The sequence below is a fragment of the Streptomyces sp. NPDC056452 genome (genome assembly GCF_042796085.1).
In the GTDB taxonomy this organism is placed as follows: Bacteria; Actinomycetota; Actinomycetes; order Streptomycetales; family Streptomycetaceae; genus Streptomyces.
This window is the reverse complement of sequence record NZ_JBHTRI010000022.1, coordinates 22,359-39,057: the sequence shown is the minus strand read 5'-3', so window position 1 is coordinate 39,057 and position 16,699 is coordinate 22,359. Positions and strand designations below refer to the sequence as shown.

Here is a 16,699-nt window from a genome sequence, read left to right as displayed (position 1 = left end):
CACCGCCGTGACGCGCTACACGGAGACGGGCGCGGGCTCCCCGGCCGTCTCGCTCTCCCGCGCGGCCTGTTCGCGGTCGTGCTTCTCCCGCCGTACGAGAATCACCCAGCCGACAGGCACGCCGGCGGCGAAGAGCCACCACTGGACGGCATAGGCCATGTGCGAGCCGATGGAGCTGTCGTCGGGGGCGGGGATCATCTCGGGGGCGCCGTCGGCCGGTCCGGGAGCCGTCAGTTCGAGATATCCGCCCAGGACGGGCCTGCCGAGCAGCTGCGACTGCTGGGCGCTGTTAACGAGCATCACTTGGCGGTCCGGCAGACCCGCCAGGTCCTTGATGCCACTGGCGCCCGTCGTCTCGTCGGCCTTCAGCCGGCCGGTCACGGTGACCTCGCCCGCGGGCGGGGCCGGGACCTCGGGGAAGGCCTGCTGGCTGTCGGCGGCGGGAACCCACCCGCGGTTGACCAGGACGGTGCCGCCGCCCTTGAGGTCCAGCGGGGTCAGGACGTGGAAACCGATGCGCTCGTCCTTGTTGGTGCGGCGCCGTACGACCACCTCGTGCGCGGTGTCGAACGTGCCGGTGGCCGTCACCGCTCGCCAGTAGTCGGAACGCGGAACGGTGTGTCCGGGGGAGGTGAGGCGGGAGACCGGGACCGGCTCCGCCTCGAGGTTCCGCGTGATCAGCGCATTCTGTGCGACCCGGTGCTGATGCCGGTGCAGCTGCCAGAAACCGAGCTCGACCATCGTGGGAATCAGGACGAGGACGAGGAGGGTGAGAATCACCCACTGCCGGGTCAACAGGAAGCGGTACACCCCATGACCGTACAACCGGGGTCATGGGGTGCAGCACGCAGGGGTCCCCGGGCCGGCGGGGCGGCCCGTCATACTTTGTCCACGATGCCCGCCCTTCCCTCGGCCCGGGCGCAGTGTCCGCCGCAGTACCAGTGGCCGTCGACCTCGACGCCCTGGCCGATCACCTGGACCCGGCAGTGCTCACAGATGGGCGCCATGCGGTGGATGGCGCAGGAGAAGCAGTCGAAGACATGCACCGCGCCCTGCGCGTGCACCTCGAAGGACATCCCGTAGTCGTTTCCGCAAACCTCGCAACGTGCCATGCGCCACAGGGTCGGACGAGAGGGCGGCGGCGGGCGAGCGGGTGGCGGGCGAGTCGCGCCCGGTTCACTCCGATGACGGCGGCGGCACGACCCGGGAGCGCGCCGGTGCCACGTCCCGCAGCAGATGGGTGAAGGCGCTCTCCTCCAGGATCGGTGTGCCGAAGGACTTCGCCTTCACCGTCTTCGACGTCGCCGCGTCCGGATCGTTGCTGACGAGCAGGCTTGTGAGCCGGGAGACGCTCGTCGCGACGTGCAGGCCCGCTTCCACGGCGCGGTCCTCCAGCAGCTCGCGGTCGATCGAGGTGTCTCCGGAGAACGCCACCCGCATCCCCTGCATGAGGGGTTTGTCCGACTCGTACCGCCCCGGATTCGGATACGGGCACGCGGGGCGCTTGCGCGAGGGCCGCCAGCTGCCCTGGCTGTGCGACGCCTGGTAGCCGATGCGCGGGGTGACGGGGGAGTCGGACCACTCGGTCAGCGGCCGGCACTCCAGCAGGGGCAGCCGCATCCCGTCCCGGGCCGCCGCGTGCAGACTCGGCCGGAACGCCTCGGCCAGCACCCGGGCGTCGTCCAGGGCGTGGTGCGCCCGCTGCTGCACCACGCCGAAGTGCGCGGCGAGCGACTCCAGCTTGTGGTTGGGGAGGGGGAGCCGGAGCTCCTTGGAGAGCGCGATGGTGCACAGCCGCTGCTCGACGGGGGCGACGACCGATGCGCGCGCGTACTCCCGGGCGAGCATCGACCAGTCGAACGCCGCGTTGTGCGCGACGAGCACCCGGCCGGCGAGCCGCTCGGACAGCTGCGCGGCCACTTCGGGGAAGAGCGGTGCGCCCTCCAGGACGTCGCTGGTCAGGCCGTGGATCCAGACGGGCCCCGGATCCCTCTGGGGGTTCACCAGCGTGTACCAGTGGTCCTCGACGTCGCCCAGGGCGTCCAGGCGGTAGACGGCCGCGGACACTATCCGGTCGTCGCGGGCGAGCCCCGTGGTCTCCACGTCGACGACCGCGTACCCCTGGGGGTAGGCGGTCGGCCACGGCACTGCGGTCTGGCGGTCGTCGAGCATGGTCACAGAGAATACGGGCCGCGACCGACAGTGCCCTATTCGGGCGTCCCCGGACCGCGAACCCGGAGCGGGTGCCGAGCAGTTGGCCGAGCCGGCGGACGGGCGGGTCGGGGTGCGGCGGGCGACCCCGCGGTGAGACCCTCCCGGGGTGACGGACACACAGGCACAGACTCACGACGAACCCCATCAAAACGGACTGGGTGCCCGGCTCAACTGGCTGCGGGCCGCTGTCCTCGGCGCCAACGACGGCGTGGTCTCCACCGCGGGCCTCGTCGTCGGCGTCGCCGGCGCGACGGACGACAGGGCCGCCCTGCTGACGGCGGGTCTGGCCGGGCTGCTCGCGGGGTCCATGTCGATGGCGGCGGGCGAGTACGTGTCGGTGTCCACCCAGCGCGACTCCGAGAAGGCGGCGCTGGCGACGGAGAAGCGCGAGCTGGAGGAGACGCCGGAGGCCGAACTCGTTGAGTTGACCGGCCTGTTGGAGGAGAAGGGGCTGAGCGCGAAGGTGGCCCGCGAGGCGGCCGTCCAGCTCACGGAGCGCGATGCGCTGCGCGCCCACGCGGAGGTCGAGCTGGGCATCGACCCGGACGAGCTGACGAACCCGTGGCATGCGGCGGGTGCGAGCTTCCTGGCGTTCACGGTGGGCGCGCTGCTGCCCCTGCTGGCGATCGTGCTGCCGCCTTCCTCGGTGCGGCTGGCGGTCACGGTGGTGTCGGTGCTCGCAGCCCTGGCGCTCACCGGCTGGTGGAGCGCGCGGCTCGGTGACGCGGCGGTGGGCCGTGCGGTGCTGCGGAACATGGGCGGGGGAGCGGTGGCGATGGCGGTGACCTACGGTGCGGGGGCGTTGCTGGGGGCTGCGGGGATCTGAGACGGGACGGCACTTGGCGGAACCCGCCAACAGCTGCTGACATCTCGTCTCGCATACTTGTGGGTAACAACGTCTAGCCCCCGGCCGTCCGGCAGCTCTACGGTGCTCGCATGGAGCCGAACCTGCCCGATGTCGTGCTGTGGTCGATCCCGGCCTTCGTCCTGCTCACCGTCCTCGAAATGGTGGTCCACCGGCTTCACCCGGACGAGGACGCCGCCGGGTACGACGCCAAGGACGCCGCCACCAGCGTCACCATGGGCCTCGGCAGCCTGGCCTTCGACCTGCTGTGGAAGATCCCCATCGTCGCGATCTACGCAGCGGTGTACGAACTGACACCGCTGCGCGTTCCCGTCCTGTGGTGGACGGTCCTGCTGATGCTGCTCGCCCAGGACTTCTTCTACTACTGGTCCCACCGCGGCCACCACGTCATACGGATCCTCTGGGCCTGCCACGTGGTCCACCACTCCAGCCGGAAGTTCAACCTCACCACCGCCCTGCGCCAGCCCTGGACCTCGCTGACCGTCTGGCCGTTCTACGTCCCGCTCATCGCCTGCGGCGTCCACCCGGCGGCGCTCGCCTTCTGCTCCTCGGCGAACCTCGTCTACCAGTTCTGGGTCCACACCGAACGGATCGACAAGCTGCCCCGCCCCTTCGAGTACGTACTCAACACCCCCTCGCACCACCGGGTGCACCACGCCTCCCAGGGCGGCTACCTCGACCGGAACTTCGGCGGGATCCTGATCCTCTGGGACCGGCTCTTCGGCTCCTTCACCGCGGAGACCGAACGGCCCGTCTTCGGCCTCACCAAGAACATCGCCACCAACAACCCGCTCCGCGTCGCGACCCACGAGTACGCGGCCATAGCCCGTGACGTACGGGCGGCGGACACCTGGAGCGAGCGGGCGGGCCGGGTCTTCCGCGGTCCGGGCTGGCAACCCGCGGGCCGGGCCCCCGCAGCCGCCCCCGTGCAGCCGCGCACCTCCGCGGAGCGCACCGGATGAGCCCCCGATCCGGCGCGCCCCGGCTCGTCCGCCCGCTGCTCGCGGCCTTCCTCGCCGTCGCGGCCCTCCACCTGGCCGGGCTCCTCGCCGGTGTCGAGACCGCCCACCTGGTCACCAAGCCACTGCTGATGCCCCTGCTCGCCGCCTACGCCGCCGCCCGGGGAGGCCCCCGGCTGCTCATCGCCGCGCTGCTCCTCGGCTGGGGCGGGGACGTGCTGCTGATGCCCGACGCGGAGGCGGCCTTCCTCGCCGGAATGGGCTCCTTCGCCGCGGGCCACATCTGCTATCTGTGGCTCTTCGGACGTGCCCGGGCCTCGCTGCCGGCCGGCCTCGCGTACGCCGCAGTCCTCGTGGTCTTCCTCGTCCTGCTCTGGCCCGGCCTGCCCGCGGACCTGCGGATCCCGCTGACCGGCTACAGCCTGCTCCTCACCACCATGGCCTGGCGGGCCGGCATCCTCGGCCGGCACGCGGCACTCGGCGGCGCGCTCTTCCTGCTCTCCGACGCGCTCATCGCGACCGGCATCGCCGACTGGCCGCAGCTGCCCGTCCACGACTTCTGGATCATGCTGACCTATCTGGCCGCGCAGTACCTGCTCACCACGGGAGCGCTCGCGGGCCGAGGTGATTCCACCGGCCCGGCCCGCGGGGCGTACCGTGAGGGGAGTATCAGCATCTGAGACCAGCGAGGACCCCCACGCATGCGCGCCACCGTGATCCATGCCCCCCACGACATCCGCGTCGAGGAGGTGCCCGACCCGACGGTCCAGCAGCCGACCGACGTGGTCCTGCGGGTCCTGCGCGCCTGCATCTGCGGCAGCGACCTGTGGGCCTACCGCGGCGAATCGGCCCGGCAGCCCGGCCAGCGCATCGGCCACGAATTCCTCGGCATCGTCGAGGAGGCGGGCTCCGCGGTCAACGGCTTCGCCGTCGGCGACCTCGTCGTCGCCCCCTTCGTCTGGTCCGACGGCACGTGCGCCTACTGCGCGGAGGGCCTCACCACGTCCTGCGCCCAGGGCGGCTTCTGGGGATCGGTCGGATCCGACGGCGGCCAGGGCGAGGCCGTGCGGGTCCCGTTCGCCGACGGGACCCTCGTCAAGCTCCCGGCGGCAGCCGCCTCCGACGACCGGCTGCTCACCGCGCTCCTGGCGCTCTCCGACGTCCTCGGCACCGGGCACCACGCCGCGATCGGCGCGGAGGTGAAGCCCGGCAGCACCGTCGCGGTCGTCGGTGACGGCGCGGTCGGCCTGTGCGGTGTCATGGCCGCCAAGCGGCTCGGGGCCGAGCGGATCATCGCGCTGGGCCGCCACGAGGCCCGTACCGACATCGCCCGCGCCTTCGGCGCCACGGACGTCGTCGCCGAGCGCGGCGAGGCGGCCGTCGCCGCCGTGCGTGAACTGACCCGGGGCGAGGGCACCCACGGGGTCATCGAGGCGGTCGGCACCGAGCAGTCGATGCGCACGGCCATCGGCATCGTCCGCGACGGCGGCTCCATCGGCTACGTCGGTGTCCCGCACGGCAGCGGGACCGGACTCGACCTCGGCGTCATGTTCGACCGGAACATCGCGCTGCGCGGCGGCGTCGCCCCCGTGCGCACGTACATTCCGGAACTGCTCCCCGACGTGCTGGACGGCACGATCGACCCCTCTCCCGTCTTCGACCTGAGCATCGGACTTGACGGGGTGCCCGGCGGCTACAAGGCGATGGACGAGCGCACGGCACTCAAGGTGCTCATCAAGCCGTAGCCGCTGCCCGAAGCGGCAGGAGGGGCCGGGGACATGTGTCCCCGGCCCCTCCTCACGCCGTTCCGCAGGTGTTACCTGCGGACCGCGTCGAGCGCGTCCACGACACCGGCTCCGTAGAAGCCGTTGTAGTTCGTGCCGCCCTCGCAGACCGCGTCGACCGTTCCGTCACCGTTGATGTCGTACGGGGCGCCACAGGCCGTGGCGTCCGCCTGGTGCGTCAGCAGTGCCTTCACCGCGCCCGCCGAGGCGTACGGGTGGGTCGACTTGATCAGGGCCGCGACGCCCGCGACATGCGGGGACGCCATGGACGTACCGGCCTTGTAGCCGAACTTGCCGCCGGGCAGCGTGGACAGGATCAGTCCGCTGGTGGCCGGCGGTGCGGGCGTCTGGTAGACCGTCGAGTCGCCGCCGGGGGCAGCCACGTCGATGACGCCGAGACCGTAGTTCGAGTACGAGGACTTCAGTCCCTTGGCACCCGTGGCGGAGACCGTCACGACACCCGGCAGCATGGTCGGGATGTCGGGGCACGCACTCGGGTCGACCGTGCGCGTGACCGTCGTCGTGTCGTTCGGGCTCGTCGTGTCCTCGATCGCGTCGAGGGCCAGGTCGTGGTCGGAGTTGCCGGCCGCCGCGACATTGACGACGCCCTTGCCCTCCGCGTACCGGGTGGCGCGGGTGACGGCCTCGACCAGGGCACCCTGGTCGGGGTCGTTCTTGCAGTTGAACAGCCAAGGGTCGGTGTAGTAGCTGTTGTTGGTCACATCGACACCGTGCTCGGCGGCCCAGACGAAGCCGCAGACGACGGCCTCGGTGTAGAAGAAGCCGGCCGGCGTGGACACCTTGATGCCGGAGACCTTCACGCCGGGGGCTATGCCGGTGACACCGACACCGTTCTTCGCCGCGGCTATGGTGCCCGCGACGTGCGTGCCGTGGTCGCTCTCGCCGGCGGCGGGCCGCCAGGCGCCGTCCGTGGTGTCCGGCGCGCCGGACACACAGTTCACCGATGCCGCGCGGTCGAAGTTGGGCGCCAGGTCCGGGTGCGTGTCGTCCACACCCGTGTCGATGACGGCGACCGTGACCTTGCTGCTGCCGAGCGACTTCTCGTGCGCCTTGTCCGCCTTGATGGCGGGCAGGTCCCACTGCAGGGGCTCCAGCGGGTCCTGGCCGGCCTTCGCGTCCGCCGCGGCGGCCTCGGCCTGCCCGGCCGTGAGCGGCTGCTCGACCCCGATGTCCTTGGTGGCCTGCGGGACGATCGGGTTGGTGCGCGTGGACCCCGCCGACTGAACGCCCTTGGCCTTGCGGATCGTCGGGCCGAAGTCCGGGTTCTGCGAGTGGACGACGATGACGCCGATCCTGTCGTACGACGTCACGACGGTGCCGCCGGCCTTGGCTATCGCCTTCTTCACCTGCTTGACGGTGCCGTGACCGGCCCGCGTGTTCACGACGTACGACAGCTTCGGGCCGTCGGTCGACACCGCCGCGGTCGGCTCCTGGGCCGGAGCGGCCGTCGCGGTTCCCGGGAGGAAACCGAGCGAGGCCGTGAGGGCCAGTCCGACGGGCAGCGTGAGTGCGCGTGTCCGCCTGGATGCCAGATGAGCCATGGGTTCTCCACATCATCCGTGCCTGCGGCCGGACACACGGCGTGTCCGACCGGGTACATAACGAGTGAAGTTATCTCCGATCATGCCGCCGCATCAATGAATAAGGGCAAGTGAGTTCGAGGTGTGATCTCGGAGAGGCGTATCCGCGGGGGCGGGCCCGAGAACGGCGAATCTGCGGTGAACCGCTTCGCCGTGCTCTCCGTGCCGTTGTCAGGGAGTCGCACGCCAACCCCCCACCACACAGAGGACTCCCCGTGAAAACCACTGCCGAGACCACCGCACCCGCGTCGCGAGGAGAATCCGTGGCTACCGATGCACCGCCGCCCCCGGGCACGAAGGACACCAGTCCCGCCCAGCCCACGACCGAGGCATTCCTCGAGGTGCAGAAGAGCGCGGAGTTCGCCGAACTGCGCCGCTCACAGCGCTCCTTCGCCTTTCCGCTGACCATCGGCTTCATCGCCTGGTACCTGCTGTACGTGCTGCTGTCCAGCTACGCCGGCGACTTCATGGGAACCGTCGTCGTCGCCAACTTCAACGTGGCCTTCGTCTTCGGCCTCGCCCAGTTCGCCACCACGTTCCTCATCGCCTGGCTCTACTCGCGCCACGCCTCGGCGAAGCTCGACCCCAAGGCGGAGGCCATCAAGTCCCGTATGGAGGCCGACGCATGAGCGCCGTATACCACTCGCACTCCGCCATCCAGCTCGCCGCCTCGTCCACGACCGAGCACCGGCCGCTGATCATCAGCCTCTTCGCGGTCTTCGTCGCCGCGACCCTGGCCATCACCGTCTGGGCGGGCCGGCAGACCAAGAGCGCCTCCGACTTCTACGCGGGCGGACGCCAGTTCACCGCCTTCCAGAACGGCCTCGCCGTCTCAGGCGACTACATGTCCGCGGCGTCCTTCCTCGGCATCGCCGGAGCCATCGCGCTCTTCGGGTACGACGGCTTCCTCTACTCCATCGGCTTCCTCGTCGCCTGGCTCGTGGCCCTGCTGCTCGTCGCGGAACCGCTGCGCAACTCCGGCCGCTACACCATGGGCGACGTCCTCGCGTACCGGATGCGGCAGCGGCCGGTCCGTACCGCCGCGGGCGCCTCCACCATCGTCGTGTCGATCTTCTACCTGCTGGCGCAGATGGCGGGCGCGGGCGTCCTCGTCTCGCTGCTGCTCGGTATCACCAGCGACGCGGGCAAGATCGTCATCGTGGCACTGGTCGGCGTGCTCATGATCCTCTACGTCACCATCGGCGGCATGAAGGGCACCACCTGGGTGCAGATGGTCAAGGCCGTGCTGCTCATCGCGGGCGCCCTGCTGATGACGTTCATGGTGCTGTGGAAGTTCAACTTCAACATCTCCGACCTGCTGGGCACCGCGGCCGAGAAGAGCCTCGCCGGACAGCAGGGCGACGCGAAGGCGTTCCTGGAGCCGGGCCTCAAGTACGGCGCGGACGCGATCACCAAGCTGGACTTCATCTCCCTCGGTATCGCGCTGGTCCTGGGCACCGCGGGTCTGCCGCACATCCTGATCCGCTTCTACACGGTGCCGACCTCCAAGGCCGCCCGTAAGTCCGTCAACTGGGCCATCGGCATCATCGGCTCCTTCTACCTGATGACGATCGCCCTCGGCTTCGGCGCCGCGGCGCTGATCGGACCGGCGGAGATCAAGGCGAAGAACCCGGCGGGCAACGCGGCGGCACCCCAGCTCGCCGAGTACCTCGGCGGGGTCGGCACCACGGGCGGCGCGATCATGCTCGCGGTGATCTCGGCCGTCGCCTTCGCCACGATCCTGGCCGTCGTCGCGGGCCTCACCCTCGCGTCCTCGTCCTCCTTCGCGCACGACATCTACGCCAACGTCATCCGCAAGGGGAAGGCCACAGAGAAGGAGGAGATGCGCGCCGCGAAGTGGGCCACCGTCGCCATCGGCGTCATCTCCATCGCGCTCGGCGCGATGGCCCGCGACCTCAACGTGGCGGGACTCGTCGCCCTGGCCTTCGCCGTCGCCGCGTCGGCCAACCTGCCGACCATCCTCTACAGCCTCTTCTGGAAGCGGTTCACCACCCAGGGCGCCCTGTGGTCCATCTACGGCGGACTCTTCTCGTCCGTCTTCCTGGTGCTGTTCTCCCCGGTCGTCTCCGGCAAGGCCACCTCGATGTTCCCGGACGTCGACTTCGCCTGGTTCCCCCTGGAGAACCCGGGCCTCGTCTCCATCCCGCTGGGCTTCCTGCTCGGCTGGGTCGGCTCGCTCCTCTCCAAGGAGAAGCCGGACGCGGGCAAGTACGCCGAACTCGAGGTCAAGTCCCTCACCGGCGTCGGCGCCCACTGACCCATGCCGCACTCCGCCGGGGCCCCGTCGTAGAGATCTACGACGGGGCCCCGCCGCAGCTCGTGTCAATCGGGCACCCTCGATGTCACAGGTCTCGCGTAGTCTCGGAGGAGTCAGACCGCAACCGCGGACATCACAGGGGGAGGGGGCCCACAGTGCTCATCGACACCTACGGCAGGGTCGCCACGGACCTGCGTGTATCGCTGACCGACAAGTGCAACCTGCGCTGCACCTACTGCATGCCCGAAGAAGGCCTGCAGTGGCTGGGCAAGCAGGAACTGCTGAGCGACGACGAGATCGTCAGGCTCATCCGCATCGCCGTCACCGACCTCGGCATCCGGGAAGTCCGCTTCACCGGTGGCGAGCCGCTTCTGCGCCCCGGGCTCGTCTCCATCGTCGAGCAGTGCGCCGCCCTGGAACCCCGTCCCAGGATGTCGCTCACGACCAACGGCATCGGACTCAAGCGCACCGCTGCCGCCCTGAAGGCCGCAGGCCTGGACCGGGTCAACGTCTCCCTGGACACCCTGCGCCCCGACGTCTTCAAGACCCTCACCCGCCGTGACCGGCACCAGGACGTGCTGGACGGACTTGAGGCCGCCCGCGACGCCGGGCTCACACCGGTCAAGGTCAACACGGTCCTGATGCCCGGACTCAATGACGACGAGGCCCCCGAGCTCCTCGCCTGGGCCGTCGAGCACGACTACGAGCTCCGCTTCATCGAACAGATGCCGCTCGACGCCCAGCACGGCTGGAAGCGCGACGGAATGATCACGGCCGGTGACATCCTGGAGTCGCTGCGCACCCGCTTCACCCTCACCGCCGAAGGCGATGACGCGCGCGGATCCGCCCCCGCCGAGCGTTGGACCGTGGACGGCGGCCCGCACCGCGTCGGCGTCATCGCCTCCGTGACCAGGCCGTTCTGCCGGGCCTGCGACCGCACCAGGCTCACCGCCGACGGCCAGGTCCGCACCTGCCTGTTCGCCCGCGAGGAGACGGACCTGCGCGGCGCCCTGCGCTCGGACGCGCCGGACGAGGAGATCGCGAGGATCTGGAAGCTCGCGATGTGGGGCAAGAAGGCGGGCTCCGGACTCGACGACCCTGCCTTCCTGCAGCCCGACCGGCCGATGTCAGCGATCGGCGGCTGAGGACTCCCACTCCGCGAGGGGCACGACATCCTTCAGGAATCCTCGTACCCCGAGGAAGGAGGAGAGGTGCTCCCGGTGCTCGTCACAGGCCAGCCAGGTCTTGCGCCGCTCCGGGGTGTGCAGCTTCGGGTTGTTCCAGGCGAGCACCCACACGGCATCGTCGCGGCAGCCCTTGGCGGAACAGACAGGCGCACCGGTGGCGCTCTCGGCGGAAGTCTCGGGGAGGTTCACGACCTCAACCCTAGCCTCGCGCCCTCATCGTCGAGACGGTCCGTGGGGCCACGGCTGACGTGCGAAGTGCTCGGCCCGCACTTGCCGTCGACGCTGGTCCGGATCGCCACCCGCCGCAGTGAACGAAGAAGAGCCCGTCAGTCGGCTGACGGGCTCCCGCGAAAGATCGAGGCCATGGGCTTCATCGACGCATCCCCGCCGGAGAAAAGGCGACGCCGAGCAGCCACGGGGGGAGCTGCCCGGCGTCGGTCCGTCGCTCCGACGGGGGATGCGGAGCGCGTACGAAGTATGTCACGGGGACCGGGGTGCGGTGCACCGGAACTTCATGATTGATCTGAGCTTTTATTGAGCTTTCTCGGCCTGCCGGCTCACTCGTTCGCGCGCGTGTTTCCGGTGCTGCCCGGCTGCCCGGCCTCCGGTTCCGGCTCCGGGGGACCCGCCGCGGGGGCGGTGCCGAGAGCGGGCCGCAAGGGTGCGGGCACGAACGTCGAGGGAAGCGAAGGGGCGTTCTCACGACCGGCGTTGGCGATGACCACCGCGACATAGGGGAGCAGGACGCCCAGCGCGAGGGCCACCACGGCCACATGCCTCTCGACGTTCCACAGCGTTGCCGCGAGCACCACCGACACGGTCCGCACGGACATCGAGATGATGTAGCGCCGCTGCCTGCCACGTACGTCGTCGGCAAGTCCCTGGCGGGCTCCGGTGATCCGGAAGACCTCCGTGCCGCTCCGCTTCCGCGCCATGTTCCACCACCAGATCGCTGTGCCGGGCATTCCCGGACCGGGCCGCTCCTACGGTACGCCCGGCATCCGCCGGGTTCGAGACCGGGGCATGTCCCGTCCGTCCGCATCCGTACCGCCGCACCACGTACGGACCCGTCCGGCATGCGACGTACGCCCGATGGGCCGAGACTGGCCGAACGTGCGCACACCGCGCCGCACGAGGAGGCGATATGGGCTGGTTGTGGGCAATCATCGTGGGTCTGGTGCTGGGCGTGATCGCCCGGGCGATCCTGCCGGGCAAACAGGACATCCCCCTCTGGCTGACGGCTGTGTTCGGCATCCTCGGCAGCATCCTGGGCAACGCCGTCGCGACCTGGATCGGTGTCAACGAGACCAAGGGCATCGACTGGATGCGCCACCTGCTGCAGCTGATCGGAGCCGTGGCCGTGGTCGGAGTCGGAGACATGCTCTGGCAGTCGATCCGGAGCAGCCGCGGCAAACAGCGGACCTGACCCCCGCGGCACAGCACGGCGGCCGGCCACGCATCACGCGTGACCGGCCGCCGTGCTGTGCCGCGGGTGCCGTCGGCCGGATCAGCCGGCCGTGACCTCGACGGCCGCCAGGTTCTTCTTGCCCCGGCGAAGCACCAGCCAGCGCCCGTGCAGCAGCTCCTCGCGGGCCGGGGCGGCCTCACCATCGGTGACCTTCACGTTGTTCACGTAGGCCCCGCCCTCCTTGACCGTGCGGCGGGCGGCCGACTTGCTCGGTGCCAGACCGACCTCGACCAGGAGATCCACCACCGGGCCGAGCTCGGTGACCTCGGCATGCGGCACCTCGGACAGGGCGGCGCCCAGCGTCGCCCCGTCCAGCTCGCCGAGATCACCCTGGCCGAACAGCGCCTTCGACGCCGCGATGACCGCCGCGCACTGCGCGCCGCCGTGCACCAGCGTCGTCAGCTCCTCGGCCAGCGCGCGCTGGGCCGAACGGGCCTGCGGGCGCTCCGCGGTGAGCTGCTCCAGCTCCTCGAGCTCCTCACGGCTCTTGAAGCTGAGGATGCGCATGTACGTGGAGATGTCCCGGTCGTCCACATTCAGCCAGAACTGGTAGAAGGCGTACGGCGTCGTCATCTCCGGGTCGAGCCAGACGGCCCCGCTCTCGGACTTGCCGAACTTGGTGCCGTCCGCCTTCACCATCAGGGGGGTCGCCAGCGCGTGCACGGTGGCGGCCGGCTCCACGCGGTGGATCAGGTCGATCCCCGCCGTGAGGTTGCCCCACTGGTCGCTGCCGCCCTGCTGGAGGGTGCAGCCGTAGCGCCGGTACAGCTCCAGGAAGTCCATGCCCTGCAGCAGCTGGTAGCTGAACTCCGTGTAGCTGATGCCCTCCTGGGACTCCAGCCGGCGGGCGACCGAGTCCTTGGTGAGCATCTTGTTGACCCGGAAGTGCTTGCCGATGTCCCGCAGGAACTCGATCGCGGACAGGCCCGCGGTCCAGTCCAGGTTGTTCACCATCGTCGCGGCGTTCGGACCCTCGAAGGTGAGGAAGGGCTCGATCTGCCCACGCAGCCGCTGGACCCACGCGGCAATGGTCTCCGGGTCGTTCAGCGTGCGCTCGGCGGTCGGCCGCGGGTCACCGATCTGGCCGGTGGCCCCGCCGACCAGGGCGAGCGGCTTCAGCCCGGCGTGCTGGAGCCGGCGCATGGTGAGCACCTGCACCAGATGCCCGACGTGCAGGCTCGCCGCGGTCGGGTCGAACCCGCAATAGAACGTGACCGGGCCGTCCGCGAGAGCCTTGCGCAGTGCGTCCTCGTCGGTGGACTGGGCGAACAGCCCACGCCACTTCAGCTCGTCGACGATGTCCGTCACGGTCTTTTCGCTCCTTGTGGGGTCGAGATGGGTCGAGATGGGGTCGATGGAATACGCGGTTCAGTCTAGGACGGTCAGACGCCCCGGCTGACCGAGCTCATGTGGAAGTCGGGGATCCGCAGCGCGGGCATGGCGGCCCGGGTGAAGTAGTCGCCCCACTCGCGCGGCAGCGTCTTCTCCGTGCGGCCTGCCTCCGACGCCCGGGACAGAAGATCGACCGGCGACTCGTTGAACCGGAAGTTGTTCACCTCGCCGAGGACCTCCCCGTCCTCCACCAGGTAGACCCCGTCCCGGGTCAGGCCGGTCAGCAGCAGCGTCGCCGGATCCACCTCCCGGATGTACCACATGCAGGTCAGCAGCAGAGCCCGGCCGGTCGTGGCGGCCACCATCTCCTCCAGCGAGCGCTTGCCGCCGCCGTCCAGCACCAGGTTGTCCACAGCCGGGGCCAGCGGCAGGTCCGTGAGCCCCGCGGAGTGCCGGGTCGTGGTCAGCCGCTCCAGCTTGCCCTCCCTGACCCAGTCCGTGGGCGCCAGCGGCAGCCCGTTGTCGAAGACGGAGGCGTCGTCGCCGGAGGCGTGGGCGATCACGAACGGCGCGGACTCCAGGCCCGGCTCGTGCGGGTCGCTGCGCAGGGTCAGCGGCAGGGCGGAGAGCTTCTCGCCGAGTCGCGTACCGCCTCCCGGCCTGGAGAAGACAGTCCGGCCCTCCGCGGCGTCCCGGGCGCTCGACGACCAGAACTGGTAGATCAGCAGGTCGGCCACCGCGGTCGGCGGCAGCAGCGTCTCGTACCGGCCGGCCGGCAGCTCGATCCGGCGCTCGGCCCAGCCGAGCCGCTGCGCGAGCTCCGCGTCCAGGACCGCCGGGTCGACGTCCGAGAAGTCCCGGGTCGCCCGTCCCGCCCAGGCGGACCGGGTCCGGTCGGGCGACTTGGCGTTCAGCTCCAGCGTCCCGTTCGGCTGGTCGTGGCGCAGCCGCAGCCCCGTCGACGTACCGAGGTAGGTCGAGGTCATCTCGTGGTTGGCGAAGCCGTACAGCTCACGGCCGCCGGAGCGGGCGCGGGCGAAGGCGTCGCCGAGCGCCGGGGCGAAGGCGGCGAAGACATCGGAGCCCGTCTCGGCGGGGGCGTCCGTGAAAGCGGCGGACACCGGCACCCCGGAGACGAGGGGCTGCGCGTCCTCCGCGGGCCCGGCGCCGCGCGCGGCGGCCTCGGCGGCCCGTACGAGCGGTTCCAGGTCGTCGGTGGTGACGGCGGAACGGGACACCACGCCGGAGGCCGTCCCCCGGGCGCCGTCCACGGTCGCGATCACGGTCAGCGTCCGGCCGCGCGTCACTCCGTTCGTGGTGAGCGCGTTGCCTGCCCAGCGCAGATTGGCGGACGAGTTCTCGTCCGCGATGACCACACAGCCATCGGTGGTGGACAGCTCGAGTGCGCGCTCGACGATCTCGTGCGGCTTGCTGACGCGGCTCATCGCCCGGCCTCCTGCGTCGTGTTGAGGATGTTCACGCCTCGGAAGAGGGCGGAGGGGCAGCCGTGCGAGACGGCCGCGACCTGACCCGGCTGGGCCTTGCCGCAGTTGAACGCGCCGCCCAGGACGTAGGTCTGTGGCCCGCCGACCTTCTCCATCGAGCCCCAGAAGTCCGTGGTCGTCGCCTGGTACGCCACGTCCCGCAGCTGGCCTGCCAGCCTGCCGTTCTCGATGCGGAAGAACCGCTGCCCGGTGAACTGGAAGTTGTAGCGCTGCATGTCGATCGACCAGGACCGGTCGCCGACCACGTAGATCCCGCGCTCCACCCCGCCGATCAGGTCCTCCGTGGAGAGCCCGCCCGGATCAGGCTGCAGCGACACGTTCGCCATGCGCTGCACGGGGACGTGGCCCGGCGAATCCGCGTACGCGCACCCGTTGGACCGGCCGAGCCCGGTCAGCTTCGCGATCCGCCGGTCCGTCTGGTAGCCCACCAGCGTCCCGTCCTTGACCAGGTCCCACGACTGCGCCTCGACGCCCTCGTCGTCGTACCCGATCGTGGCGAGCCCGTGCTCGGCGGTGCGGTCGCCCGTCACGTTCATCACGGGGGAGCCGTACGCCAGCTTCCCCAGCTGGTCGAACGTGGCGAACGACGTACCGGCGTACGCCGCCTCGTAGCCCAGCGCCCGGTCCAGCTCGGTGGCGTGGCCGATCGACTCGTGGATGGTCAGCCACAGGTTGGACGGGTCGACGACCAGGTCGTACGTCCCCGCCTCGACGCTCGGCGCCCGCATCTTCTCGGCCAGCAGCCCCGGGATCCGCTCCAGTTCGGCGTCCCAGTCCCAGCCGGTGCCGGTGAGGTACTCCCAACCCCGGCCCACCGGTGGCGCGATGGTCCGCATCGAGTCGAACTCACCGGTCGTGGAGTCCACGGCCACCGCCGTCAGCTGAGGATGCACGCGCACGCGCTGCTGCGTGGTGACGGTCCCCGCCGTGTCCGCGTAGAACTTGTTCTCGTGGACGGTCATCAGCGAGGCGTCCACATGCGCGACCCCGTCCGCCGCCAGCAGCCGCGAGCTCCACTCCGCGAGCAGCCCGGCCTTCTCCTCGTCCGGTACGGAGAAGGGGTCGATCTCGTACGCCGAGACCCAGCTCCGCTCACCGTGCACCGGCTCGTCCGCCAGCTCGACACGCTCGTCGGACCCCGCCGACGCGATCACCTTCGCCGACAGCTTCGCCATGGCGACGGCCTGCGAGGCCACCTTCGCCGCTGCGTCCATCGTCAGGTCCACCCCGGACGCGAACCCCCACGCACCGCCGTGCACCACCCGCACCGCGTAACCGAGGTCGGTGGTGTCCGAGGTCCCGGAGGGCCGGGCGTCCCGGAGCCGCCAGGTGGCGCCCCGTACCCGCTCGAACCGGAAGTCGGCGTGCACCGCGCCGAGCGCACGCGCGCGGGCGAGCGCCGCGTCGGCGAGGGCACGCAGTGGCAGGGCCAGAAACGACTGATCTACCTCGTGGGCCACGCGGGCCTCCCCTTCTCCACCTCTGGAAAATGTCTCCGCAGTGAAT

17 protein-coding genes are annotated in these 16,699 nt (G+C 70.5%); 8 read left to right on the top strand and 9 right to left on the bottom strand.

The features are described 5' to 3' along the window. Window positions 1–15: 15 nt before the first annotated feature. The 3 genes from ACFQ6X_RS21875 to ACFQ6X_RS21865 form a co-directional block, all read right to left on the bottom strand. Window positions 16–810, bottom strand: coding sequence for an SURF1 family protein (locus ACFQ6X_RS21875; RefSeq protein ID WP_383183806.1), 795 nt, complete (start codon window positions 808–810; stop codon window positions 16–18). Between the two features lie 68 nt (window positions 811–878). Continuing rightward, the gene (locus ACFQ6X_RS21870; RefSeq protein WP_073747930.1) at window positions 879–1,112 is read right to left on the bottom strand and encodes a hypothetical protein; all 234 of its coding nucleotides are present in this window, start codon (window positions 1,110–1,112) and stop codon (window positions 879–881) included. 64 nt (window positions 1,113–1,176) lie between these two features. Next, complete coding sequence (locus tag ACFQ6X_RS21865; protein WP_383183804.1) at window positions 1,177–2,178, bottom strand: DEDDh family exonuclease; 1,002 nt, start codon at window positions 2,176–2,178, stop codon at window positions 1,177–1,179. Window positions 2,179–2,320: 142 nt separating this feature from the next. Between ACFQ6X_RS21865 and ACFQ6X_RS21860 the strand changes: the two genes are divergently transcribed. From ACFQ6X_RS21860 to ACFQ6X_RS21845, 4 genes are all read left to right on the top strand, one after another. Beyond that, a complete protein-coding gene (locus tag ACFQ6X_RS21860) occupies window positions 2,321–3,040 on the top strand; it encodes a VIT family protein (RefSeq protein ID WP_383183802.1) in 720 nt (239 codons plus the stop codon). 110 nt (window positions 3,041–3,150) lie between these two features. Beyond that, window positions 3,151–4,041, top strand: a complete 891-nt coding sequence (locus tag ACFQ6X_RS21855) for a sterol desaturase family protein (protein ID WP_383183800.1) — start codon at window positions 3,151–3,153, stop codon at window positions 4,039–4,041. Beyond that, the gene (locus ACFQ6X_RS21850; RefSeq protein WP_383183798.1) at window positions 4,038–4,718 is read left to right on the top strand and encodes a lysoplasmalogenase; all 681 of its coding nucleotides are present in this window, start codon (window positions 4,038–4,040) and stop codon (window positions 4,716–4,718) included. The genes ACFQ6X_RS21855 and ACFQ6X_RS21850 overlap by 4 nt, the downstream gene beginning before the upstream one ends. 21 nt (window positions 4,719–4,739) lie before the next feature. Next, the gene (locus ACFQ6X_RS21845; RefSeq protein ID WP_383183796.1) at window positions 4,740–5,783 is read left to right on the top strand and encodes a zinc-dependent alcohol dehydrogenase family protein; all 1,044 of its coding nucleotides are present in this window, start codon (window positions 4,740–4,742) and stop codon (window positions 5,781–5,783) included. A 71-nt stretch (window positions 5,784–5,854) separates the two neighbouring features. On the opposite strand, the gene ACFQ6X_RS21840 is transcribed toward ACFQ6X_RS21845, so the two are convergent. Continuing rightward, window positions 5,855–7,384, bottom strand: a complete 1,530-nt coding sequence (locus ACFQ6X_RS21840; RefSeq protein ID WP_383183795.1) for a S8 family serine peptidase — start codon at window positions 7,382–7,384, stop codon at window positions 5,855–5,857. A 302-nt stretch (window positions 7,385–7,686) separates the two neighbouring features. On the opposite strand from ACFQ6X_RS21840, the gene ACFQ6X_RS21835 reads away from it, so the two are divergent. The 3 genes from ACFQ6X_RS21835 (at window position 7,687) to moaA (ending at window position 10,846) form a co-directional block, all read left to right on the top strand. After that, a complete protein-coding gene (locus ACFQ6X_RS21835) occupies window positions 7,687–8,052 on the top strand; it encodes a DUF485 domain-containing protein (protein ID WP_383183793.1) in 366 nt (121 codons plus the stop codon). After that, complete coding sequence (locus ACFQ6X_RS21830; RefSeq protein ID WP_383183791.1) at window positions 8,049–9,701, top strand: cation acetate symporter; 1,653 nt, start codon at window positions 8,049–8,051, stop codon at window positions 9,699–9,701. The genes ACFQ6X_RS21835 and ACFQ6X_RS21830 overlap by 4 nt, the downstream gene beginning before the upstream one ends. Before the next feature lie 155 nt (window positions 9,702–9,856). Then, on the top strand, window positions 9,857–10,846 hold the full coding sequence (gene moaA, locus ACFQ6X_RS21825) for a GTP 3',8-cyclase MoaA (protein ID WP_383183789.1): 990 nt from the start codon (window positions 9,857–9,859) through the stop codon (window positions 10,844–10,846). Here the strand turns inward: moaA and ACFQ6X_RS21820 are convergent. Together ACFQ6X_RS21820 and ACFQ6X_RS21815 are read right to left on the bottom strand one after the other, a co-directional pair. Then, window positions 10,829–11,077: a hypothetical protein gene (locus tag ACFQ6X_RS21820; RefSeq protein WP_383183788.1), complete on the bottom strand. Its 249-nt coding sequence runs from the start codon at window positions 11,075–11,077 to the stop codon at window positions 10,829–10,831. The genes moaA and ACFQ6X_RS21820 overlap by 18 nt on opposite strands. A 368-nt stretch (window positions 11,078–11,445) precedes the next feature. Further along, window positions 11,446–11,853 carry a DUF3099 domain-containing protein gene (locus ACFQ6X_RS21815; RefSeq protein WP_383183786.1) on the bottom strand — a complete coding sequence of 136 codons (408 nt, stop codon included), beginning with the start codon at window positions 11,851–11,853 and terminating at the stop codon, window positions 11,446–11,448. 179 nt (window positions 11,854–12,032) lie between these two features. Between ACFQ6X_RS21815 and ACFQ6X_RS21810 the strand changes: the two genes are divergently transcribed. Next, a complete protein-coding gene (locus ACFQ6X_RS21810) occupies window positions 12,033–12,314 on the top strand; it encodes a GlsB/YeaQ/YmgE family stress response membrane protein (protein ID WP_383183784.1) in 282 nt (93 codons plus the stop codon). An 81-nt stretch (window positions 12,315–12,395) separates the two neighbouring features. Here the strand turns inward: ACFQ6X_RS21810 and tyrS are convergent, their stop codons facing one another. From tyrS to ACFQ6X_RS21795, 3 genes are all read right to left on the bottom strand, one after another. Next, on the bottom strand, window positions 12,396–13,664 hold the full coding sequence (tyrS, locus tag ACFQ6X_RS21805) for a tyrosine--tRNA ligase (protein WP_383183782.1): 1,269 nt from the start codon (window positions 13,662–13,664) through the stop codon (window positions 12,396–12,398). Between the two features lie 74 nt (window positions 13,665–13,738). Next, window positions 13,739–15,133 (bottom strand): metallopeptidase TldD-related protein, encoded by a 1,395-nt coding sequence (locus ACFQ6X_RS21800; RefSeq protein ID WP_383183780.1) that lies wholly within the window; start codon window positions 15,131–15,133, stop codon window positions 13,739–13,741. Continuing rightward, a complete protein-coding gene (locus ACFQ6X_RS21795; protein ID WP_383183778.1) occupies window positions 15,130–16,653 on the bottom strand; it encodes a TldD/PmbA family protein in 1,524 nt (507 codons plus the stop codon). Before ACFQ6X_RS21795 ends, ACFQ6X_RS21800 begins: the two co-directional genes overlap by 4 nt. Window positions 16,654–16,699: the final 46 nt, after the last annotated feature.